Source organism: Noviherbaspirillum agri, from assembly GCF_054780595.1.
This window is the reverse complement of record NZ_BAAGWA010000005.1, coordinates 85,540-105,825: the sequence shown is the minus strand read 5'-3', so window position 1 is coordinate 105,825 and position 20,286 is coordinate 85,540. Positions and strand designations below refer to the sequence as shown.

Annotated in this window: 21 protein-coding genes; 10 read left to right on the top strand and 11 right to left on the bottom strand. The window is 60.8% G+C overall.

Features of this window, described 5'->3' with window-relative positions; all coding sequences use genetic code 11:
* Positions 1-35: 35 nt before the first annotated feature.
* Positions 36-269: a hypothetical protein gene (locus ACYVIA_RS11070; RefSeq protein ID WP_460840736.1), complete on the bottom strand. Its 234-nt coding sequence runs from the start codon at positions 267-269 to the stop codon at positions 36-38.
* A gap of 393 nt (positions 270-662) precedes the next feature.
* On the opposite strand from ACYVIA_RS11070, the gene ACYVIA_RS11065 reads away from it, so the two are divergent.
* Both ACYVIA_RS11065 and ACYVIA_RS11060 read left to right on the top strand, forming a co-directional pair.
* On the top strand, positions 663-1,085 hold the full coding sequence (locus ACYVIA_RS11065) for a hypothetical protein (RefSeq protein WP_460840735.1): 423 nt from the start codon (positions 663-665) through the stop codon (positions 1,083-1,085).
* A 404-nt stretch (positions 1,086-1,489) separates the two neighbouring features.
* On the top strand, positions 1,490-2,245 hold the full coding sequence (locus tag ACYVIA_RS11060) for a type IV pili methyl-accepting chemotaxis transducer N-terminal domain-containing protein (protein ID WP_460840732.1): 756 nt from the start codon (positions 1,490-1,492) through the stop codon (positions 2,243-2,245).
* Between the two features lie 141 nt (positions 2,246-2,386).
* Here ACYVIA_RS11060 and ACYVIA_RS11055 read toward each other — a convergent pair whose 3' ends face one another.
* The gene (locus ACYVIA_RS11055) at positions 2,387-2,602 is read right to left on the bottom strand and encodes a hypothetical protein (RefSeq protein ID WP_460840731.1); all 216 of its coding nucleotides are present in this window, start codon (positions 2,600-2,602) and stop codon (positions 2,387-2,389) included.
* Between the two features lie 102 nt (positions 2,603-2,704).
* On the opposite strand from ACYVIA_RS11055, the gene ACYVIA_RS11050 reads away from it, so the two are divergent.
* The 5 genes from ACYVIA_RS11050 to ACYVIA_RS11030 all read left to right on the top strand — a co-directional run bounded on the left by ACYVIA_RS11050 (position 2,705) and on the right by ACYVIA_RS11030 (position 6,810).
* The gene (locus ACYVIA_RS11050; protein WP_460840729.1) at positions 2,705-2,929 is read left to right on the top strand and encodes a hypothetical protein; all 225 of its coding nucleotides are present in this window, start codon (positions 2,705-2,707) and stop codon (positions 2,927-2,929) included.
* Between the two features lie 118 nt (positions 2,930-3,047).
* Positions 3,048-3,200 (top strand): hypothetical protein, encoded by a 153-nt coding sequence (locus tag ACYVIA_RS11045; protein WP_460840728.1) that lies wholly within the window; start codon positions 3,048-3,050, stop codon positions 3,198-3,200.
* A gap of 220 nt (positions 3,201-3,420) precedes the next feature.
* Positions 3,421-3,582 (top strand): hypothetical protein, encoded by a 162-nt coding sequence (locus ACYVIA_RS11040; RefSeq protein ID WP_460840726.1) that lies wholly within the window; start codon positions 3,421-3,423, stop codon positions 3,580-3,582.
* A gap of 445 nt (positions 3,583-4,027) precedes the next feature.
* Positions 4,028-4,336, top strand: a complete 309-nt coding sequence (locus tag ACYVIA_RS11035) for a hypothetical protein (protein ID WP_460840724.1) — start codon at positions 4,028-4,030, stop codon at positions 4,334-4,336.
* Positions 4,337-4,500: 164 nt separating this feature from the next.
* Positions 4,501-6,810, top strand: a complete 2,310-nt coding sequence (locus tag ACYVIA_RS11030) for a putative bifunctional diguanylate cyclase/phosphodiesterase (RefSeq protein WP_460840722.1) — start codon at positions 4,501-4,503, stop codon at positions 6,808-6,810.
* Positions 6,811-6,904: 94 nt separating this feature from the next.
* Here ACYVIA_RS11030 and ACYVIA_RS11025 read toward each other — a convergent pair whose 3' ends face one another.
* From ACYVIA_RS11025 to ACYVIA_RS10995, 7 genes are all read right to left on the bottom strand, one after another.
* Positions 6,905-8,074 carry a zinc-dependent alcohol dehydrogenase gene (locus ACYVIA_RS11025; protein WP_460840719.1) on the bottom strand — a complete coding sequence of 390 codons (1,170 nt, stop codon included), beginning with the start codon at positions 8,072-8,074 and terminating at the stop codon, positions 6,905-6,907.
* Positions 8,071-9,117, bottom strand: coding sequence for an SRPBCC family protein (locus ACYVIA_RS11020; RefSeq protein ID WP_460840717.1), 1,047 nt, complete (start codon positions 9,115-9,117; stop codon positions 8,071-8,073). The genes ACYVIA_RS11025 and ACYVIA_RS11020 overlap by 4 nt, the downstream gene beginning before the upstream one ends.
* 528 nt (positions 9,118-9,645) lie before the next feature.
* Positions 9,646-10,254, bottom strand: a complete 609-nt coding sequence (locus ACYVIA_RS11015; RefSeq protein ID WP_460840715.1) for a hypothetical protein — start codon at positions 10,252-10,254, stop codon at positions 9,646-9,648.
* 131 nt (positions 10,255-10,385) lie between these two features.
* The gene (locus ACYVIA_RS11010; protein ID WP_460840712.1) at positions 10,386-10,688 is read right to left on the bottom strand and encodes an antibiotic biosynthesis monooxygenase family protein; all 303 of its coding nucleotides are present in this window, start codon (positions 10,686-10,688) and stop codon (positions 10,386-10,388) included.
* 45 nt (positions 10,689-10,733) lie between these two features.
* Positions 10,734-11,852, bottom strand: coding sequence for a DNA topoisomerase IB (locus tag ACYVIA_RS11005; RefSeq protein WP_460840710.1), 1,119 nt, complete (start codon positions 11,850-11,852; stop codon positions 10,734-10,736).
* 70 nt (positions 11,853-11,922) lie between these two features.
* Positions 11,923-13,059, bottom strand: coding sequence for a sensor histidine kinase (locus ACYVIA_RS11000; RefSeq protein ID WP_460840708.1), 1,137 nt, complete (start codon positions 13,057-13,059; stop codon positions 11,923-11,925).
* 448 nt (positions 13,060-13,507) lie between these two features.
* The gene (locus ACYVIA_RS10995) at positions 13,508-14,632 is read right to left on the bottom strand and encodes a branched-chain amino acid ABC transporter substrate-binding protein (RefSeq protein WP_460840706.1); all 1,125 of its coding nucleotides are present in this window, start codon (positions 14,630-14,632) and stop codon (positions 13,508-13,510) included.
* 233 nt (positions 14,633-14,865) lie between these two features.
* Between ACYVIA_RS10995 and ACYVIA_RS10990 the strand changes: the two genes are divergently transcribed.
* The 3 genes from ACYVIA_RS10990 to ACYVIA_RS10980 all read left to right on the top strand — a co-directional run bounded on the left by ACYVIA_RS10990 (position 14,866) and on the right by ACYVIA_RS10980 (position 17,223).
* Positions 14,866-15,216 (top strand): cupin domain-containing protein, encoded by a 351-nt coding sequence (locus ACYVIA_RS10990; protein ID WP_460840704.1) that lies wholly within the window; start codon positions 14,866-14,868, stop codon positions 15,214-15,216.
* A 79-nt stretch (positions 15,217-15,295) separates the two neighbouring features.
* Entirely contained in the window at positions 15,296-16,399 is a 1,104-nt protein-coding gene (locus tag ACYVIA_RS10985) for a DUF748 domain-containing protein (RefSeq protein ID WP_460840702.1), read from the top strand.
* 53 nt (positions 16,400-16,452) lie between these two features.
* Positions 16,453-17,223: a phytanoyl-CoA dioxygenase family protein gene (locus tag ACYVIA_RS10980; RefSeq protein WP_460840699.1), complete on the top strand. Its 771-nt coding sequence runs from the start codon at positions 16,453-16,455 to the stop codon at positions 17,221-17,223.
* Positions 17,224-17,232: 9 nt separating this feature from the next.
* Here ACYVIA_RS10980 and ACYVIA_RS10975 read toward each other — a convergent pair whose 3' ends face one another.
* Together ACYVIA_RS10975 and lon are read right to left on the bottom strand one after the other, a co-directional pair.
* On the bottom strand, positions 17,233-17,622 hold the full coding sequence (locus tag ACYVIA_RS10975; protein ID WP_460840697.1) for a hypothetical protein: 390 nt from the start codon (positions 17,620-17,622) through the stop codon (positions 17,233-17,235).
* Positions 17,619-19,931: an endopeptidase La gene (lon, locus tag ACYVIA_RS10970; protein WP_460841080.1), complete on the bottom strand. Its 2,313-nt coding sequence runs from the start codon at positions 19,929-19,931 to the stop codon at positions 17,619-17,621. The genes ACYVIA_RS10975 and lon overlap by 4 nt, the downstream gene beginning before the upstream one ends.
* Positions 19,932-20,286 lie beyond the last annotated feature (355 nt).

Genomic DNA, 20,286 nt, shown 5'->3' with positions numbered 1-20,286 from the left:
CCACCACGACCCCAGGCGCATTTCGTGATGCCTGTTCAGTCCACGGCGCCCTGCTCGCGCAACCAGTGGACCAGCTGTTGCAGTCCGTCCTGATGAATGGAAATCGAGCTGGAAACGAGGCCGCTTCCCGGCACCTCTTCCTTGATCTGGAATTCAACGGAAGAGTCATTGCCGTGATGCAGGCTGACCACGAGCTTGTCGGTTCCGATATCGCTGGAGTTCTGGATGATCGCCTGCCCCGTCGGGGATGATTGAAAAGTCGAGTGCATAATGCCGCTCCGCTTGGTATGCCGGACGCGGACAGCGCCTCCGGTACGCATCATCGATCCGCTTGCCGGAAAGGCAAATCACTTCCGATCCGGCGAATGCGAAATCCCTAACACACTAGGTCAAAAACTGTGGAATAGCGAGGTGGCGCAGGAAAGAACGATGCATTCCGCCAGCAAAAATCCGCATTATTATCATCATCATCACGCGCCTGTGGCTGCCGCAGATCGCAAGCGGCTTACTAGGCTGTGTTTGACAAGCGTAGCGAGCGGTTCGGAGTGGTGTCGAGGAGCGCACGCGTACGACTGGTACGCCGAGCACCGCAGACATCAATCCGGGCCGCGCAGTAGCTTGTCAAACACGGCCTAGAATGAATGCAGCCAGCAAGGAATCTCATGCCACTGAATCTTCTTTTCCCGCCCGGGCCGCTGTATGCGCATTTCAGGGGCGTCGAGGATGCGCTCGACTACGCGAAGAACCACCATGAGCGGCAACGCGCACTCGAAGTGGCGTATCCGGATTTTTACGATCCCGATGTGCACGCGATCGTGCTGGCGTTCAACCTGCGCATCATCGGCCGCAAGATGGATGCGCTGGCAGCCGCCTTTCGTGCCTTGATACCGACACAGGCTGGGAGCGTTTCCGACCGTACCCGGGAACTGCTGGCGGCCCTGCAGCAGTACAACGCGGCCGTGGCAGTCCGCGATGCGTGGGACAACCCCGTGCAGGCATCGCTGAACGTGCTTGACCTCGCGTTTGACTGCCTTGCGTCGCTGGAGAAAGACATTCACCTGTTCGAGCTGAAATATCGCGGCTGAAAATTGATCCAGATTATGTGCTGGGTATGCTTCTTGCGAGCAAAATAGCCATAACGCAATTCTTTAATTTTGCAGCACGCCACGCGGCTTATTGGTTACTGTCGTCTTGGCCCTGCTTGGCTGTGTCGTCGAAGCGGATAGGGAAGGCAGTCAAATGCAGCATGCCCGAAGTGTACGGCTGGAGCTGCACCGTCATTGATTGTGATGTGTCGAGCACTTGCTTTGCATCGTTTTTGTGCAGACGCCTGATTTGCTGTTCCACGTCACGGCCAAGGGATGGACACCGCAACAATGCCGTTTGCTTTACGCATAGCTGCATGAGGATTCATTTTTATCATTGGGGGATTAACATGTTGCGCCGAACGTTGCTCGCGCTTTCCATTGCCGTCACATGCACCGGTGTCATGGCCACATATGCAGTGGCTGCGCCGACCACTGCGACGGCCGCTGCCATTCCGGGTGCCGGCGAACTGATCAACGAATCCGGCCGCCTGCGGATGCTGACCGAACGCATGGGCAAGGCGTATGCGCAAATCGCCTTGAACGTGATGCCGGATCGTGCCCAGGATCAGCTTGCGCAGTCGCAGAAGCGCTTTGAAGAAAATCTCGTGTTCGTCGCCCGCGGTGCAACAACGCCGCAGCTCAAGGCAGCGCTGGAAGCGGTAAAAACCACCTATGCGCAGTATGCCGCGGTGCTCGCCAAGCCCGCCACCAAGGCCACGGTGGCCGACGCACATCGCCTGACCGACAAGCTGGTGTCGGAGGCTGAACACCTGACCGCAGCGTTTCAGGGCCAGGCGGCTGTTTCCACGGCGAAGATTGTGAACGTCTCGGGCCGTCAGCGCATGTTGTCGCAGCGCCTGGCGCGCATGTACTTCGCCGCGGCACTCGGCATGCCGGCAGGCGACATGGAGAAGTTTCGCGGGGAATTCCAGAGTGCCCTGACCATGCTGGAGTCGGCGCCGCTGACGAGCGTCGAGATCAAGCGGGAAATCGACCTCGCAAAGACGCAGTGGCTGTTTGTGGAACAAGCGCTGCAGGGCAAGGGCGGCGCAGCGGATAACCTGAAGAATGTGGCAACAACCAGTGAGCGCCTGCTCGAGACGATGGATAACCTCACCTCCCTCTACAGCAAGGCGCTCAAGGCACTGACGGGCTGAGCCAAGTTTCCATGATCCTCAATGATGCATCGGCGGGCATCCGCGATGCATCGTGCCCCGGCAAAACGCTGACGTGCAATTGTTCGCCGCACATAGCAGTACGCCGCCGGGCGCAACCCTTTCCGCCACCTCTTCCGGCGGCTACTCTTCCATTCCGTTCAACGCTTCAATATCGGCGATCGCCATGCGCAGCATCAGGTCCGGCGTCGCCTCGTGCGGCGCCATGCCGGCGGCCAATGCATCGGGAAAGGATTTTTTCATTTGCCCGCCACGGTGGATGAAATACTCTCCTTGATCGTACTCAATTGTATAAGTGAGGTGTTGGCCTCCCCGACGCGTATATTCGTAGACGGGCATTATGGTTCTCCCATGTTGTCAGCAATCTGCACTTTCACATTAGCATATGACGCCATCGTGGACTGCCACGTTAAATCAAGTCTGGCATAACGCAAGAGTGCCATGCCTTCGGAATTCATTGGTGAGTATGAAATTGAATACACCGGCGTACATCTGGTTGACGGTGAAGGCTGGGCTGCGTATGTCACCGTGTATGGCCCCTCAACCAATCCCATGCACCGTACTCCGCTCTTTCCTTATCACCGCGTTGCGGTGGAAACAGTCTTTCCGACGGAGCAGGCTGCGGAGGAAGAGGCGCGCGAGATTGCAAGGTCTCTGTTGAAGTAGTTGAAGGCATTTTGCGCCGCATCATATTCCCTCTGGATGCGGGTCGCACCTCAGCACCTGCTGCCTATATTGGTACTTCCTTGTATCGGCTCCCGCAAGGGGTTTATGGAGGTATGCAATGAAGGTAGTGATCGTTGCCGCATTTGTCACCGTACTTGCCGGCTGTGCCGGTACGAGCGGCTATTCCAACGATAGTACGGGTTCCGGTTCCTCTTCGCGCCCTGGCGATCCTCTTGAACGCGATCCTGTTTTCAATTCCTGGATCAGCTGACACCCATACCAATCTCCCTGGCAAAGGGTGGCTCGATCCAGAGCTTGGATAAAGGCTGCCCCTCTTTCGCAAACTGATACACGACGCTCTTTGAGGTATCTCAAGCTTTAGTGCGCCGCACCATCTACGACTGGTTATTCGGCACACGCCTGCCTATAGTGGAAGCAAACAGCGTAGTGCGAGGGAGGAGTAGTCAATAACGCTTTCAATGGAGTTCGAAATGAAAACACTTCCTGTCATTCTCGCGGTTATGTTGCTGGCCGGCTGCAGCAGCACAGGGATGAGTGGCGGTGGCTCTGGCATGAGTGGTTCTGGCTCGTCGATTGAGCAATGGAACCGGGAGCATCACACCGATCCTTCCGATACCTATTTCGGCGGCTGACCTGTACCGCATCTTTCTTTCCGCGGGCTCACGCCCCTTAACTGTCTGAGGCAGCCTTCATGCACCGCATGGAGCGGTGCATGAAGGCGTCACATTCAGCCGCTCCTGCATAGTGCGGGTGCCTGTACGAAAGCGTCGCATCACTCGCGATGAGTCGAGAGGTAGTTTGCTGCACTCCGTCTGCACAAGTGCATACGAATAGAGCTGTTTCAATCCGGCTGCTGCCGGCAGCGACGTGCATGCTCGCCTATTGCAGTACGCGGCTTGCCGCTTCAGCATGTTTTGCGTGCATGTCAGCCGAACAAGCTGTCGCAGCCTTGCGACGCCCCTTCACAGTTTTCACTGGTGCGTCATTCTTCCCGGACAAACCGGACTTACAATCGCGACGCGAGCCGCATCATTCGAGGATGCGTGGCGCAGAGAAGCGGTGTCATGCCCGGAAAAAATGGAACAGATATTAAGTGTGTTGTACGGCGCGTCCGGCATTGCCGCGTCGGCCTTGTATGTCCCCCAGATCTTGAAATACCACCGTGATCCTGATGCACGGGTGTCGATATCGCTGCTTTCCTGGGGTGGATGGATTGCGATTGCCCTGGTCACCATCATGTATGCGCTCCTTGTAGTAAAGAGCCATCTGTTCGCAATGGTGGCGAGCCTGAATGTGGTCGCGCAGCTGACGGTACTGCTGTACGGTTTGACTGCGCGGTTCGGCCGAAGCGCCACAGCAGCTGCCGGCAAATCTGCGCTCGAATAGCATCCCTTTTTTCAGCATCCCTCTTTTCGCTCGAGTTCATCAAGTCAAGAATTCGAGACTTGCCGCACATGCAATTTGCCAAAGAATTAATCAAGAAGTTTCATCCATTAGTTCTTTTCATACTGCTATAGTGAACTGAAGAAAATCGCGGACCACCTGTATATATGAATCATGTCTCCTGCCAAGCGGTAAAGCACAAGCTGCGCAGCCCGGGCGGTATCGTGATGCTGTATGCGGTATTCGCGTTCCTCTGGATCGCTGCTTCGGATCGCCTGCTGTTCTTTGCCTTCCCCGATCCCGCCCAGTTCGAGCGGATCAGCACCCTCAAGGGTTTTCTTTTCATCGCCGTCACCGGCACCCTGCTCTACCTGTTGCTGAAGGCCTGGCACGGTTCGCTGACCGGCGCGATGGCGGCCTCGGCGCTATACCGCGAACGCCTTGAGCGCGTGCTAAAGGGAAGCAATGACGGCTGGTGGGACTGGGACCGGGAGAGCGGCCGGCTTTACTGTTCGCCGCGCTGCTGGGACATGCTCGGTTATGCGGAGGGTGAACTGCCGGGCGACTCCAATCTGTGGCGTGTACTGATGCATGCGGACGATGCTCCGCTGGCCGAGCAAGCCTTTAACGATGCGCTCTCCCAGGGAGAACAAACCTGCTCCATCGAAGTTCGGCTGCGACACAAGGAAGGCCATTATCTTCCGGTGCTGATGCGCTACCTGATCCAGCGAAACGCGGATGGCACGCCGTCGCTGGTCTCGGGCACCACCATGGATCTAAGCGAGCAGAAGCGTTCGGAGGAAAGGCTGCGGCAGGCCGCCGCGGTCTTCGAGGCGACGCGCGAAGGCGTGATCGTTACCACCGCCGAGCGCAGCATCCTGCTGGTCAACAAGGCGTTCTGCGACATCACCGGCTACACCGAAGCGGAAGTCGTCGGCAAAAAGCCGCGCATGCTGAGCTCCGGCCGCCATACGCCGGAGTTCTATCGCGACATGTGGCAATGCATCGCGGCCAACGGCCACTGGCGGGGCGAGATATGGAATCGCCGCAAGAACGGTGAAATCTATCCGCAACTGCTGAGCATCAGCGAGATATGCAACAACGCCGGTGCGGTGATGAATTACGTTGCGGTCTTCGCCGACATTTCCCGCCTCAAGGAATCCGAAACCAAACTCGACTTCCTCGCGCACCACGACCCGCTCACGAATCTGCCAAACCGCTTGCTGCTGCTGTCGCACCTCGAGCACGGGATACGCACGGCGCAGCGCGACAATGCGCAGCTGGCACTGCTGATGCTGGACCTGGACCGCTTCAAGGATGTGAACGACAGCTTCGGCCACGCCGCCGGCGACGAATTGCTGCAGCAAGTGGCCGAGCGCCTGATGTCGCGGCTGCGCGGGATGGATACCGTCGCACGGCTGGGCGGCGACGAATTCACGGTGATGCTGCAGAAAATCTCGCATCCGGAAGACGCAGCGGTCGTCGCCAGCGAGATCATGTCCAGCCTGAGCAAACCATGGACACTGTCCAACGGTACGGAGGTCCGTATCGGGGTGAGCATCGGCATCAGCATCTTTCCCGAGCACGGCACCACCACGCACGACCTGCTGCAGCATGCGGATGCCGCGCTGTACCAGGCCAAGCATGAAGGACGCGGCTGCTTCCGTTATTTCTCGCAGAGCCTCACTTATGCAGCGCGCGAACGCATCGGCCTGGAGACGCGCCTGCACCGGGCGATCGAACAGGGAGAGCTGCGCGTCTATTTCCAGCCCCAACTGGACATCGCGACCGGCCGCATAGTAGGAGCCGAAGCGCTGGTGCGCTGGCAGGATCCGCAGGAAGGCCTGATCCCACCGGGGCGCTTCATCCCGGTGGCGGAGACGACCGGCCTGATCGACAGCATCGGCGAATGGATGCTGAGGCAGACCTGCATGCACGGCAAGCGTTGGCTGGACGCCGGCCTGCCGCCGATCACCCTGGCGGTCAACATTGCGCCGCGCCAGTTCATCCAGGGCGATGTCGGCAAAACCGTGGCAGCGGTGCTGGCGGAGACCGGCTTTCCCGCCGCGGGGCTGGAGCTGGAAGTGACGGAAGGTGCGCTGATGGAGCGCGAAAAGGACGTCGCACATCTGCTGCATCGCCTGCGTGAACTGGGCGTGCGGCTGGCCATCGACGATTTCGGCACCGGCTACTCCTCGCTGGCGCACCTGAAGCGCTTCCCGCTCGATGTGCTCAAGATCGACAAGAGCTTTGTCCAGGATATTCCGCACAGTCAGGACGACTGCGCCATTGCCGCCACGATTGTCGCGATGGGACAGTCGCTCGGCTTCAAGGTCCTCGCCGAAGGCGTGGAGAACAAGGAACAACTCGCCTTCCTGCGCTCGCTCGGCTGCGACAGCTATCAGGGCTATCTCGCGAGCCGCCCGGTGCCCGTGGAGGATTTCGAGCGCCTGCTCGCGTCCATGGCGCAGCGCTGAGTCTCCGTCTGAAATCCTGATGTGCAACCGGGCCTGCTATGCAGCCCGGTTTTAACCGGGACGCGGCAGTTTTTCAAACGGGTGCGGGCACTACTTACGGCTTGAGCACCACCTTGATGCAGTCGTTCTGCTTGTTGCAGAAAATATCAAAACCGTAAGGCGCATCGTCCAGCGGCAGCGTGTGCGTGATCACGAAGGTCGGATCGATCTCGCCCTTCTGGATGCGCTCCAGAAGCGGCTTCATGTAGCGCTGCACATGCGTCTGCCCGGTCTTGATCGTGAGCGAGCGGTTCATCACCGATCCCATCGGAACCTTGTCGAGGAAGCCGCCGTACACGCCGGGGATCGACACCACCCCCCCGTTGCGGCAAGCCATCAATGCCTGCCGCAGTGCGATCGGGCGGTCGGTCTCCACCGCGAGCGCCTGCTTGACCCTGTCGTACGCCCCCATGAAACCCATGCCGTGCGCTTCCATCCCGACCGCGTCGATGCACGCGTCCGGACCACGTCCGCCGGTCATTTCCTTCAAGGCCGTGGCGACGTCCACCTCTTCATAGTCCAGGGTTTCGGCATTTACTTTTTCCCGTGCCATGCGCAGGCGTTCCGGGAAGCGGTCAATGCCAATCACGCGCTCTGCCCCGAGCAGATAGGCGCTCTGGATCGCAAACAAGCCGACCGGGCCACAGCCCCAGACCGCGACCACCGCGCCGGGCTTGATCTCGCAGGCTTCCGCCGCCATGTAGCCGGTCGGCAGGATGTCGGACAGGAACAGCACCTGTTCATCGGTCATGCCATCCGGGATCTTGATCGGCCCGACGTCCGCAAACGGCACGCGCGCGTATTCCGCCTGCCCGCCCGCATAGCCGCCGGTCAGGTGCGAATAGCCGAAGATGCCGGCCGGCGAGTGGCCCCACATCTTTTCCGCAATTGCCGCGTTGGGATTGGAGTTCTCGCATACCGAATACAGCTGCTCGTGGCAGAAGAAGCAATTGCCGCACGCGATAGGAAACGGCACCACCACGCGGTCGCCGATCTTCAGCGTCTTGACCTCGCTGCCGATGTCGACGATCTCGCCCATGAATTCATGGCCGATGATGTCGCCCTTCTCCATCGTCGGCACGAAGCCGTTGTACAGGTGCAGGTCGGAGCCGCAGATTGCCGTCGAGGTGATGCGCACGATGGCGTCGCGCGGGTTGAGGATCTGCGGATCGGGAACGTTGTCAACGCGGACATCCCGTTTGCCATGCCAGACATTTGCTCTCATCCCGGTGCTCCTTTACGTAACAGTCGGCCGATCACGCCGCGCGGACCTGACGGTTGCCCGACCGTTGTCGGAATCTCGCCCGTCTCGATCAGCCACTTGAAGCGGCGCAGGTCTTCGTCGATCTGCTGCGAGGGTTCCTCGCCGAACAGCTTGGCGATCATCGCCCCAGCCATGCCGGCCGGCGGCACGTAGTGCAGCTCGACGCGCACGATGGTGCCGTGCCCGCCCGGCGCGCGCTCGAAGCGTACGCTGCCCGCATTGTCGATGCCGGAGCCCTCGATGGAGCGCCATGCAAGATACTGGTTCGGCTCGTCGGCAATCAGTTCAGCATCCCAGGAGAAGCTGGTGCCGGCCGGCCCCTTCGCCCGCCAGTGCGTGCGGTTGTCGCCGGTGCTCTTGACCGCCTCCAGATGCTGCATGAAGCGCGGGAAGCTCTCGAAGTCATGCCAGAAGCGGTAGCATTCCTCGGCTGGACGATTGACCGTGATGCTCTTGGTCACATGCAGTTCGGTTTCGGGCTTCTTGCCCTGCTCGATGCGTTCGCGCCGCGCGTTCTCCATGCTGGAGATCACGTCGAGAACCGCCACACCTGCGACCGCCGCAGTCGCCAGATTGATCCGCCGCCGCCGGCTTTGCGGCGAGCGCGCCGCCATGCCGAGCAGCGCCAGGTCCATCGCATCGCCGGCCACGCGCGTCCATAACCAGTTGGATGACTGGCGCTGGCTCAGGATGCCGACGCCGCTGAGAATCTCGCGCGTACCGAGTGCGCGCACCAGGCGTGGGTGCTGCTGTGTACCGACCAGGCGCGATACGCCGCGCGGCGCAAGAAGCTGTGCCAGTCCCAGGCCGATGCTGAACCAGCCGAGCGCTTTTGCGAGCTGCGCAGCGCGGCCCAGCGATTCGGCCTGGTAATACGTGTCATGGCGGGGAGAGGTGCGCGGGTATTGCGAGGATGTGTATTGAGCGGGGATTTCTTCGTTTACAGGTGGCAAAGCCTTCCTTGTACCACCTGTCTGGCTGGAACCGACTGCTTGATCTTGCATGGTGTTTCCTCCATGGTGACTGCGCGCCTGTTGCCCGTCGCAAGGAAGGGGGTAACCTGGATGCGCACGCCAAATAACATGGCTAACAGGCTGTTCAGGTCAAATTAGTCACTCGTCAACATGGAGTAGTTCCCGCCCCGGTATCTCGCTGGTGTTTCTTCCTGTGCTTGCCCGCACGACACCTGTTTGCCGCATAGATAGTCTTGGTCCGTCTTGCACTCGATCTCCGGCAAGCACATTGCGCTGCCGCGCATTGGTCAGGTGACGATAGCGGTCGAGGCATCGTTCACGCCGAAGTCAAAGACCTTAAGTGCGCCCGCACGAAATCAGCATATGCATCGCCATTTCGGATACGCCTGCGGGACTGGAAGGACGCAGGAAGAAATCGGCGCTCGCGTGCTGCGTGGCTTGAGGAACTGTCTGGTCGGGGCCGCAAAAGCCGGCCTGGCCGGTGGCGCCCTGCGGGGAGCGGTATTTCAGCGGAGACGCACGGTAGATGTGACGATGCGCTGTGGCGCTGTGGCGCCGTTACGTGTCGGCCTGCCCGTCTTTCTTTTCACGACCGGTGATGGTCGTCGCGACTTCTTCGAAGGTTTCCCACGACAGCTCGGTTACTTCGGGCTTGGGGATGTGGCGGTAGTTTTCCAGTCCTTCGTTGATGTACTCGTCCGACACCTCTTCCGGCTTCTGGCCCTCGCCACCGCCGGGTGCGGGATCGGACTGATCGGCAGTGGCCGCATTGGCCTCGGGATCCTGCACGACGACGGATTGCACGGCCTGCGCAGCCTCCTTGATCGGGAAGCGCCAGTAAACCTTGTCGAGCTCGAGGCTGCAGGCGCGGCGCACATGCTCGCGCAGCGTCATTTCGATAATGTGCGACAAGCGGAACCGCTTCATCGGCTCGGATTCCACGACGGCGGTGTACATGCCGCTGTTGTCCATCGGCGTGGCGTCCACGGCGACTTCGACGCCGCTGCGGCGGAAGTAGTCGAGGATGACAGCGCGGATGGCAGCGATGTCGCGTTGCGTGCGAAGTGCCTTTTTCCTGGCCTTGGCGGTATGAACGATGATGCCGGCAAGCAGCGCGGCAAGCAGGACCAGCAACGTCAGGGTGACAGGATCAACGTTGAGAGACATTCTTGATCATCGTTTCGCTTGGGGGAGAGCCAGAATCATATCACTCCATATTGCGAAATGAATTGAATTCCTGCAAATCCTGCAGAGTCATTTCGGCGCCAGCGCCCTGCGCTGCCGGCCATGCCCTGCGGTCAGGATGACTTGGCAAGCAGCGTGAAATGCTCGACGACCGGTGGTGCAGCAAAGTACGGCCCGACGATGCCGCGCCATTCCTGGAAGGCCGGGGACTGCCGGAAATCGACGGTATGGTTTTCCAGCGTCTCCCAAAAGATCATCAGCACGTAGCGCTCCGGCGACTCGATACCCTTGTTGATCTTGTAACCCTGGAAGCCCTTGGCCTTGGAGATCACATGGTCAACGCCGCGCTGGATGGCGGCGTCGAATTCGGCTTGCTTGCCGGGCTGGATGCGAATGTCGGCGAGTTCGAGAATCATGGCAATGTCGTGGGAAGGTTGTGACAGAGCGCGATTATTACATCTTTATGCGCGTGCGCGAGCGCCTCGCTTGCGCCTTGGAGAGATCGACGGCGCAACGTCCTGCAGGCGCTCCTGCAACAGCGCGACCACCGCTGCCTCTTCGGGGCTCAGCGCATGCAGGTCTTGCATCATCTCCTCGCGCGCACTCTGCCGCAGCGCATCAAGCATCGTGCCATCAAGATAGGATTCGATGACGGCCGGATGCACATAGCATTTGCGGCAGATCGACGGCGTGTTGCCGAGCCTTTCGGCCACTGCCTCGATTGCGCGCACGATGTTCTTGCGCGCCTGCGCCTCCGAGTCGAACTTTTCATACTCCTGCAGGGCCAGCGCCGCCAGCACGGTGCCGGACCAGGTACGGAAATCCTTTGCCGTGAAATCTTCACCGGTCAGCGAGCGCAAATAGTCGTTGACGTCGGCAGAGCCGACCGAACGCTGGCAACCGTCGTCGTCCACATACTGGAAGAGTTCCTGCCCGGGCAGGTCGCGCACACGGCGAATGATGCGCGCAAGTCGCCGGTCCTCGACCCTGACCGCATGCCAGACGCCGCTCTTGCCGCGAAAACGGAACTCCACTTCGTTGCCGTCGATGCGTACATGGCGGTCGCGCAATGTGGTGAGCCCGAAGGATTTGTTGTTGCGTGCGTACTCTTCATTCCCGATGCGCATCATGGTCGCCTGCAGCAGGTAGACGATGGTGGCGACGACCTTTTCCCGCGGCAGCCCCGGCTTCTTCAAATCCTCGTCCACCTGTTTGCGGATGCCCGGCAACGCCTTGCCGAAGGCGATCATGCGCTCGTATTTCGCCTCGTCGCGCACGCTGCGCCAGCGCGGATGGTAGCGGTACTGCTTGCGCCGCTTTGCGTCACGCCCGGTGGCCTGGATATGGCCGTTCGCCCATGGACTGATCCACACATCGGTCCAGGCCGGAGGAATCGCGAGGGATTTGATGCGCGCCAGTGTCGCTTCGTCATTCACCGGCTTGCCGTCGGCATCGACGTAGCGGAAGCCGCTCTTGAGCGCTACGCGCGAAATGCCGGGAATCTCGTCGGTGACATGGCGCAGGCCGATTTCGGCTGCCCCCGGGCTAGCGCTCGTGGCGGAAGGTACAGTCGGTTTCATGGGTTTCGTTTGCTCCGTAGCTGGCCGGCATCGCTGCCGGCGTCATCACTGCCGGAGAAACTGCCCCGGCTCAGCCCGTCATTGCTTCCAGTCGATCGGTGCCGATGTGCATCGGGATCGACATCTGCAGCAGCGTGCCCTGCCCCGGAGTGCTCTCGATGCGCAGTTCGCCGCCGAGCATGGCGACACGTTCCTGCATGCCGATCAGCCCGAAGCGCCGCACCTTGCGGCGGTCGCTCGGATGCATGCCGATGCCGTTGTCCTGGATCGACATCCACAGCTGCCTGTCGTCAATGCGCAGCTCGACGCGCACCTGCGATGCACGCGCATGGCGGCCGATGTTGTTCAGCGACTCCTGCAGGATGCGGAACACGGCGGTCGCCTGCGCATCGGCCACTTCCTGGCAGTCGTCGTCCATTTCGAGCTCGCACGGGATGCCGTTGCGCCGCTCGAACTGCTTCACCTGCCAGTCGATCGCGGCCTGCAAGCCCAGGTCCAGGACCGGCGGACGCAGGTTGTTCATGATGGTGCGGATCGATTTCATCGTGGTGTCGATGTGTTCCAGCGCCGCTTCGGTCCGGTCCCGCAGCAGGGGATGCCGGTCGCCGGCGCGCGCATGCAGCGTTGCCACGTCCAGGCGCAGTGCGAGCAGGTTCTGGCCCAGTTCGTCGTGCACCTCGCGCGCAATGCGCTTGCGCTCGTCTTCGCGGATACGTTCCTGGTAGGCGGCAAGCTCGCGCAGCGTTGCCTGCGACTGGCGCAAGGCGCCCTCGGCATTGCGGCGCTCGGCAATCTCATGTTCAAGCTGGTTGATCACTTCGCGCAGCTTGTCGGTACCGGGCAGCGGCGCCGCCTTGCGGATCAGGGGCCAGAGCAGGATCGCGGTGGCGATCGAAGCAACCGCGGCGATGGCCCTGACGGCCGCGTCCAGCCAGTAGACGGGGCTCCAGATGGTCCAGATCTTGATGAAGTGGGTCGTGCCTGCAGCAAAAATGAAGATCGCGAACATCACGTAGATCCAGTTGAACTGGATATTGATGCGCGTGTAGACGAAATAGAGGAGCGCTACCGAGATGGAATAGAAGGCGATGCCAAGTGTTGCATCCGAGACAAGGTAGGTCCACAGCAGTTCCGGCAACCACAGATAGCCGCTGCCTTGCGGCGTGAATCCCGCGCTGGAAAACCATTGAACGATTGTGCTCGCCACGCTGCTTTCCCTCCTCGTATTGCACGGGCCTGCTTATCGGCACGAAGTGGCACGAACCGGCTCGAACCGCCACATACCGGTCAAATTCCGGCTAAATACCGATGTATGCCGGTGTCCGGCTCCCGTGTACCGGGCGCCGGCTTGCCTGTGCAAAACTACTGATAGTTGGATGATCCATGAAACAGGCAGTTCCGGTTTGAGTACCATGAGTACCGGAAGTCACCGGAATGATGCCCGAGAATGCCGGCAGCTGCCATTCTGACAATAGAATCCGTCCTCGAAAAGCCCCCGTGTTTATTTTCGTTCAGTTATGGCGTGCAAGAAAGAAAGGGAGCGTCGCGCCAAATGCGCAACGCTCCCTTGATTTTGCTTTCGTTTTTCGACCGGATGATGACTACGCTAGCTACTGCTTCCCGGTGCAGCCATCACTCCATGACGGTCGTGACGATCAGTAGCTGGTCAGCGGCGACGGCTGGCCGTTCTTGAAGGTAAACACGGTGACCGGCGATGACTTCAGGTTGCCCTTGTCGTCAAACGCATAGGTACCGGCGACACCCTTGAAGCTGCCCTTCTTGATTTCGGCAACGACCTTCGCCACATCGATCGAGTTGGCCTTCTTCATCGCGTCGGCGTACAGGTTCATGCCGTCGTAGAAGGAAGCGGCATAAACGTCCGGATCCTGGTTGAAGCGCTTCTTGTACTTGGCCTTGAAGTCTGCACCGCCAGCGGCCTTGTCGAGGATCGCACCACCTTGCGCGCACAACACGTTGTCGCCGACAGCCTCACCGCCGAGCTTGCCCATTTCCGGCACGCAGATGGTGTCGCCGCCGAGCAGCTTGGCGTTCATGCCGAGCTGCTTCATCTGGCGCGCCATCGGGCCGCCCTGCGGTGCATAGCCGCCGAAGAAGATCGCCTCGACCTTCTTCGCCTTCAGGCTGGTCAGGATCGAGTTGAAGTCGGAGGCCTTGTCGGTGGTGAACTCATGACCGACCACCTTCATGCCGGAGGCCAGCGCCTGCTTCTTGAATTCCTGGGCGACGCCCTGGCCGAACGCGGTGCGATCGTCGATCACGCCGACGTTCTTGAGCTTGAGTTCCTGCGCAGCGTACAGCGCCATCTTGCCGCCGAGCTGGGAGTCGCTGGCGTTGACGCGGAACAGGTTCTTGTAGCCCTGCTCGGTAATCTTCGGATTGGACGAGACGGTCGCGATCACGGCGCCGCCTTCGTTATAGATGCGCGATGCGGGGATGGTGACGCCGGAGTTGTACGGGCCGACGACATACTTGACGCCGGCATCGATCAGCTTTTGCGCGGCGTTGACGCCGGACTTCGGATCGCCCTGGTCGTCTTCGGACATCAGTTCGAACTTGACCTTCTTGCCATCGACGGTGATCGGCTTGGCATTCAATTCCTCGATCGCCAGGCGCACGCCGTTTTCATTGTCCTTGCCGGAGAAGGACTGGGAGCCGGACAACGGGCCGCTATGGCCGATCTTGACGACGACTTCCTGGGCTGCTGCAGTGCCGACCATGCCCATCAGGGCGAGGCCGCTGATAATCTTGTTCAGGTACATTGTTTTTCCTCGATTAAGTATCTCTCCATGGCGCCCCGATCAACTCGGACCTTGCCATTCCGTGTGAACTGGACGTTTCACGGGTGGGGATTATGGAGAAGGTTACGGAAAATTATCTTGCGTTCTTTTCATGGAAATCGCTTTGCTCCCGGGGTTTATTTCCTTAAGACGGGCAATTTCGAATTAAATTCGGAAGAACGCCGAAAGTGATGCAAGAGACAACGGAAAGGACGATGAAAATGAGGCAAGGCAATCTGTTTGAAGACATCCCTGCCCTGCTGCCCGCAGAGGCTGTCGACCTGCTGGCTGCGGGCGGCACTACCCGCATCGAGAGAATCGTGTCGAAGGGTCACTGCTCGCCGCCAGGCTTCTGGTACGACCAGGAAGAAGACGAATGGGTGCTGCTCCTTCGCGGTGAGGCCGGTCTGCGTTTCGAGGATGGGGACCGCCTGGTGCAACTAGTGCCGGGAAGCCATGTCCATATCGCCGCGAACGAGCGGCACCGGGTCGAATGGACCAGCAAAGACGAAGAAACGCTATGGCTCGCCGTCTTTTACGCGGCCGAAGGCGGTTTGCAGCGTTAACCGTCTTGCAGTAAGGTCTGCGGCTATCAACGTTGATTCACTGCGTCATGCCGCAGCGCTTTTCGCCCGCTCATCGAGAATGAAAGACAACAGACTGAAGCACACACTCCTCGTCGCCGGAATCGTGCTCGCGATCCTCGGGGGCGCGGCAGCGGTCGGCCTGCACTTTGCAGCCGGCATCCTGAAGACGCAGGTGGAACAGGCGCTGGGTACAAACAGCGAGATCCGGGAAATCACCCTCGGCTGGTCCAGCGTCCAGATCCACGGCATTCGCATCCGCGCCCCCAAAGGCTGGCCTGCGGCCGACACGCTGCGTGCCGAGCGCATCGTGATCCGTCCCGACCTGCTCGGCCTGTTCACCGCCCGCGTGCATGTGCCGCGCATCACGGTCGAACAGGCCTATGTGTCGGCGGTGCGCACACGCGAGGGCAAGGTACGGCTTTTGCCCAGCCTGCTTGAGGCGCCGGGCAAGCGCAAAGGCGCGTCGCCGCGCGCCATGCCGGAGATCCGCATCGGCACCATCGAACTGCGCGACGGCGTGCTGGAGTTCTTCGACGCGACGGTGCGCCAGCCCGCGCACAAGACGCGTCTGGAGCAGCTGCAGGCGAAGGTGGACGACCTGCAACTGCCCGCGCTTGCGAGCCGCACGCACCTCCAGCTGGACGGCACGGTGAAGGGCGTGCAGCGCGACGGCAAGCTGTCCATCGACGGCTGGGCAGAGCTGGGGGCAAAAAATTCGGACATTGCAACCAGGCTGCAAGGCGTCGACCTGCTGGCATTCCAGCCCTATCTGATCAAGGCATCGGAAGCCGGTGTCAAGCGCGGCACACTCGATCTGAAGCTGAAATCCTCGGTCCGCAAGAACCGGCTGCAAGCGCCGGGCTCGATCACGCTCAGCGGGCTGGAACTGGTGGCTGGTGGCGGTGCCTTCGGCACCTTCATGGGCATGCCGCGGCAGGCAGTGATCGCCGGGATGAAGGATCGCAACGACCGCATCACGATCGACTTCACGCTCGACGGCGACCTGAACGATCCGAAGTTCTCGCTCAACGACAGTTTCGCGCTGCAGGTCGGCGTGGCACTGGCGAAGTCGCTCGGCATCAGCCTCGGAGGACTGGCCAAGGGTTTGGGTAGCGGGGTCGAAGGCTTGGGCGGGGCAGTAAAAAAGTTGTTCGGACAATAATTTCCGGAAGGAGCACAATGACGACCTCGCCATCAGAATGCCCCGGGGAACGCATGACCGCCGCCGTACTGCCACTGTCCGCAAGCCAGACCGAACAATTCCATCGTGACGGTTACCTGATCTTCAGGAAGCTCGCATCGTCCACTGCCTGCGCGGAGATGCTGGAAGTAACGCGCGCGCATTTGCGCAGCGAGATCGCGCCGCTCGAATATGAAGCCGAACTCGGCTATCCGGGAGCACCGATCTCATTGAATGCGCCCGGCGGCCGGACGGTGCGCCGCCTGCGCAGCGCCTACCAGCGGCATGCGTGCTTTCGCCAGTGGGCGGAGGATGCACGCCTGGTGACATGGTTGCAGCAATTGCTGGGTGAACGCGTGTGCCTGACGCTCGCGCACCACAACAGCGTGATGACCAAGCATCCGGATTTCGGCACCGCCACCGGCTGGCACCGCGATATCCGCTACTGGTCGTTTGCGCGATCCGAACTGGTCTCCGTCTGGCTGGCGCTCGGCCGGGAGACGGCAAACAACGGTGCGCTGCAGATCATCCCCGGCTCGCACCGCCGTGCTATCGGGCGCGACCAACTCGACGAACTGGATTTCCTGCGACCGGACGTTGCCGCGAACCAGGCGCTGTTCGCCCAAGGGCAGACGCTGGAACTGGAGCAAGGCGACGTGGTGTTTTTCCACAGCCTGCTGTTCCATGCGGCAGGCCGCAACACCGGCAGCGCGGTCAAGAATTCGGTCGTGTTCGCCTATCGCGGCGTGAGCAACCCGCCGCTCGCGGGAAGCCGTTCGGCGGAAGCGGGCGACGTGCCGCTTTAAGCAATTTTGTTACTCGTCGTGCCGGCGCGAGCGGGCAGCAAACGGTGCGTACAGCAGCTTCATGAAGCTGCCGATCTGATTCAGGAACAAGCCTTGCGCTTCGCTGACCATGCGCTCATAGGCGCGACCATCCAGCGTGCCCTCGCATTCCTCCGACGTTAACCGGCCGTCCTGATAACGGGTCTGCTTCGACCTTACGTGGATGTTGCCGTCCTGCGAATAGATCTCCGTGCAGGAATAGCGAAAGGTGAACATGCCGGACAGGCCGCCGGCACGCGGCCAGGAAAGCGGTTGGTCCACGATGTTCATTCTGTTTTCCGATACCAGTGTGCCGGGCTCACGCCCCTCACGCTGCGAAACGAGATTCCTGCCCGCATCCTTTCTGGTCTCCCTTTTCATGTGTCACCTCCGATAATCACGTTGCCGATTGCATGGCGCATCGCATCGTCGACTGTTTCCAGCCATACGAATTGCAGTTGCTCACGCGCCTCTTGCGGTATCTCATCCAGGTCCTTCTGATTGCGAGCCGGCAGCATCACGACCTTGATGCCGGCTTGCAAGGCGGCCAGCACTTTTTCCTTGATGCCTCCGACCGGCAGCACCAGTCCGCGCAGGCTGATCTCGCCGGTCATTGCGCAGGCATTGTTGACCGGCTTGTCGCGCACCAATGAGGCCAGCGCGATATAGATCGCAACACCAGCACTCGGACCGTCCTTGGGCATGGCGCCGGCCGGCACGTGCACATGGATGTCATTCTTGTCGAAGACCTCCGCGTCCACCTGGAGTTCAGTGCAATGCGCCTTGACCAGCGTCAGTGCCGCCTGCGCGCTTTCCTTCATCACATCGCCAAGCTGCCCGGTCAGGATAAGCTTGCCGGTGCCGGGAGTGCGGCTGGCTTCGATGAACAGGATGTCGCCGCCGACCGGCGTCCACGCAAGTCCGGTGGCCACACCGGGCAGGCTGGTGCGCATGGCCAGTTCGCTCTCGAATTTCTTCGGCCCAAGGATGTCGTCCAGGTCATGCGCATTGATCCACAGTTGCTCGGCCGTTCCTTCCGCAACGCGCATCGCGACATGGCGGAACAGGTTGCCGATCTCGCGCTCAAGATTGCGCACGCCGGCTTCGCGCGTGTAGTCGCGGATCAATGCATGGATGGCACCGTCGCTGATGCTGCATTGCTGCGCCGTCAAACCATTGGCTTCGAGCTGTCGGTCAACGAGGTAGCGGCGCGCGATCTGCGCCTTTTCCTCTTCCGTATAGCCCGGCAGGCGGATCACCTCCATGCGGTCGAGCAAGGGGCCGGGAATCGTGTCGAGCATGTTGGCGGTGCCGATGAACATCACTTTCGACAGGTCGAACGGCTGCGCGAGGTAGTTGTCGCGAAAGCTGACGTTCTGCTCCGGGTCGAGCACTTCCAGCAAGGCGGAGGCAGGACTGCCCTGGATGCCGCTGCCAAGCTTGTCCATCTCGTCCAACATCATCACGCAGTTGCGCGAGCCGGCCTTGCGAATGGCCTGAATGATGGTGCCCGGCAACGCGCCGATATAGGTGCGGCGATGGCCGCGGATCTCTGCCTCGTCGTGCACGCCGCCGAGACTGACGCGTGCAAACTTGCGGCCGGTCGCGCGCGCGATGCTCTGTCCGAGCGAGGTCTTGCCGACGCCCGGCGGACCGACAAAGCACAGGATGGGGCTGCGCCCTTCCGGGTTGAGCTTGCGCACGGCAAGATATTCGAGGATGCGGCGCTTGACCTTGTGCAGGCCGAAGTGGTCCTCATCGAGGATGCGGCGTGCCTCTGCAATATCGATGCGGTCTTCCGTCAGGTTTGACCACGGCAGTTCGGTCACCCATTCGAGGTAGGTGAAGAGCATCGAGTACTCGGCCGATGCTTCCGACATGCGTTCAAGCCGATGCAATTCCTTGCGCGTATGTTTCTCGATATCGCCCGGCATGCGGGCACGCGTTATCGCCTCCCCCAGCTCCTGCACGTCATCCGCCCCGCCTGCGCTTTCGCCGAGCTCCTTCTGGATCGTCTTCATCTGTTCGCGCAGCAGATACTCGCGCTGGCGGTCGTCGATGCGTTCCTTCGTCTGCTCGTTGATTTCCTGCGACAGGCGCAACACCTCGATGCGACGCGTCATGTGCTCCAGCACCTTGTCCATGCGCTGCTGCAAGTCCAGCGTTTCGAGCATGTCCTGTTTCTGCGGCAGCGGCAGGTCGAGCAGGCCAGCGGCGAAATCGGTGAGTGCGGCGGCCGACGCCATATTGTCCGTTGCGCCGGTCAGCTCTGCCGGTGCCTGCGGCAGCAAGGCGATGATCTCCGCGCAGCGTTCCTTCAACTGGATCAGTCGCGCCTGGATGTCGGCCGAATGCTCTTCGGGATCCGGCAACTGCTGCACGCGCGCGGCATGGAAGGGGTAACCGTCAAGGAATTCGATGATGCGAAACCGACGTTCGCCCTGGCACACCAGATAGTTGGTGCTTTCCTGTCCGGTGATGTAGCGCAGCACTGTTGCCACGGTGCCGATGCGGTACAGCTGCTCGGGCGTCGGGCTCTCCAGCTCGGGGTCGCGCTGCAGGATCAGTCCCACCGGGTAATCGCGCCGCACCGCCTCCTCCGCCGCCGCGATCGATGCATGCCGCGCCAGACTGATCGGCGCGATCATGCCGGGAAACAGCACCAGGTAGCGCAGCGGGATCAGGACCATGCCATCGGGTGGCAGCGCGGGCAGCGTGCTCGCAGAGGCCTTCAGCGTTTCCAGTGCGGCGGCTTCTTCGGCCTCGAGCTCGAAGTCCGCAATCCGGTTCTGTTCGGTTTTCATGTGCGGGATGTCCTTGTCTCCGTATCCTCACCGCTGGGGATGCATTCTGGATGTGAGCGTTTGGACAGGTTGCGCGAGATAACCGTTCCGGCAGCGCGGGGAAGTTTTGCATGATGCAGAAATAGCGTTGCCTCGTCTCAAGACAGGAAAGCGAACTTAGCCCATTGCCGAAACGTCAAAGCTGACCCGGCCTCACCCGATCCGGCGCACGATGTGAACCGCAATGCAGACCCGCCGGGCC

Bases quoted from the DNA above. Each gene is read 5' to 3' on its own strand.
- ACYVIA_RS11005 (WP_460840710.1), bottom strand. From the start codon at position 11,852: ATGAAACCGACTGTACCTTCCGCCACGAGCGCTAGCCCGGGGGCAGCC.
- ACYVIA_RS11015 (WP_460840715.1), bottom strand. From the start codon at position 10,254: ATGTCTCTCAACGTTGATCCTGTCACCCTGACGTTGCTGGTCCTGCTT.
- ACYVIA_RS11020 (WP_460840717.1), bottom strand. From the start codon at position 9,117: ATGCAAGATCAAGCAGTCGGTTCCAGCCAGACAGGTGGTACAAGGAAG.
- ACYVIA_RS10975 (WP_460840697.1), bottom strand. From the start codon at position 17,622: ATGAAAAGGGAGACCAGAAAGGATGCGGGCAGGAATCTCGTTTCGCAG.
- ACYVIA_RS11035 (WP_460840724.1), top strand. From the start codon at position 4,028: ATGGAACAGATATTAAGTGTGTTGTACGGCGCGTCCGGCATTGCCGCG.
- ACYVIA_RS11010 (WP_460840712.1), bottom strand. From the start codon at position 10,688: ATGATTCTCGAACTCGCCGACATTCGCATCCAGCCCGGCAAGCAAGCC.
- ACYVIA_RS10980 (WP_460840699.1), top strand. From the start codon at position 16,453: ATGACCGCCGCCGTACTGCCACTGTCCGCAAGCCAGACCGAACAATTC.
- lon (WP_460841080.1), bottom strand. From the start codon at position 19,931: ATGGTCCTGATCCCGCTGCGCTACCTGGTGCTGTTTCCCGGCATGATC.
- ACYVIA_RS11025 (WP_460840719.1), bottom strand. From the start codon at position 8,074: ATGAGAGCAAATGTCTGGCATGGCAAACGGGATGTCCGCGTTGACAAC.
- ACYVIA_RS10990 (WP_460840704.1), top strand. From the start codon at position 14,866: ATGAAAATGAGGCAAGGCAATCTGTTTGAAGACATCCCTGCCCTGCTG.
- ACYVIA_RS11030 (WP_460840722.1), top strand. From the start codon at position 4,501: ATGAATCATGTCTCCTGCCAAGCGGTAAAGCACAAGCTGCGCAGCCCG.
- ACYVIA_RS11050 (WP_460840729.1), top strand. From the start codon at position 2,705: ATGCCTTCGGAATTCATTGGTGAGTATGAAATTGAATACACCGGCGTA.
- ACYVIA_RS11055 (WP_460840731.1), bottom strand. From the start codon at position 2,602: ATGCCCGTCTACGAATATACGCGTCGGGGAGGCCAACACCTCACTTAT.
- ACYVIA_RS10985 (WP_460840702.1), top strand. From the start codon at position 15,296: ATGAAAGACAACAGACTGAAGCACACACTCCTCGTCGCCGGAATCGTG.
- ACYVIA_RS11045 (WP_460840728.1), top strand. From the start codon at position 3,048: ATGAAGGTAGTGATCGTTGCCGCATTTGTCACCGTACTTGCCGGCTGT.
- ACYVIA_RS11070 (WP_460840736.1), bottom strand. From the start codon at position 269: ATGCACTCGACTTTTCAATCATCCCCGACGGGGCAGGCGATCATCCAG.
- ACYVIA_RS10995 (WP_460840706.1), bottom strand. From the start codon at position 14,632: ATGTACCTGAACAAGATTATCAGCGGCCTCGCCCTGATGGGCATGGTC.
- ACYVIA_RS11065 (WP_460840735.1), top strand. From the start codon at position 663: ATGCCACTGAATCTTCTTTTCCCGCCCGGGCCGCTGTATGCGCATTTC.
- ACYVIA_RS11040 (WP_460840726.1), top strand. From the start codon at position 3,421: ATGAAAACACTTCCTGTCATTCTCGCGGTTATGTTGCTGGCCGGCTGC.
- ACYVIA_RS11060 (WP_460840732.1), top strand. From the start codon at position 1,490: ATGGCCACATATGCAGTGGCTGCGCCGACCACTGCGACGGCCGCTGCC.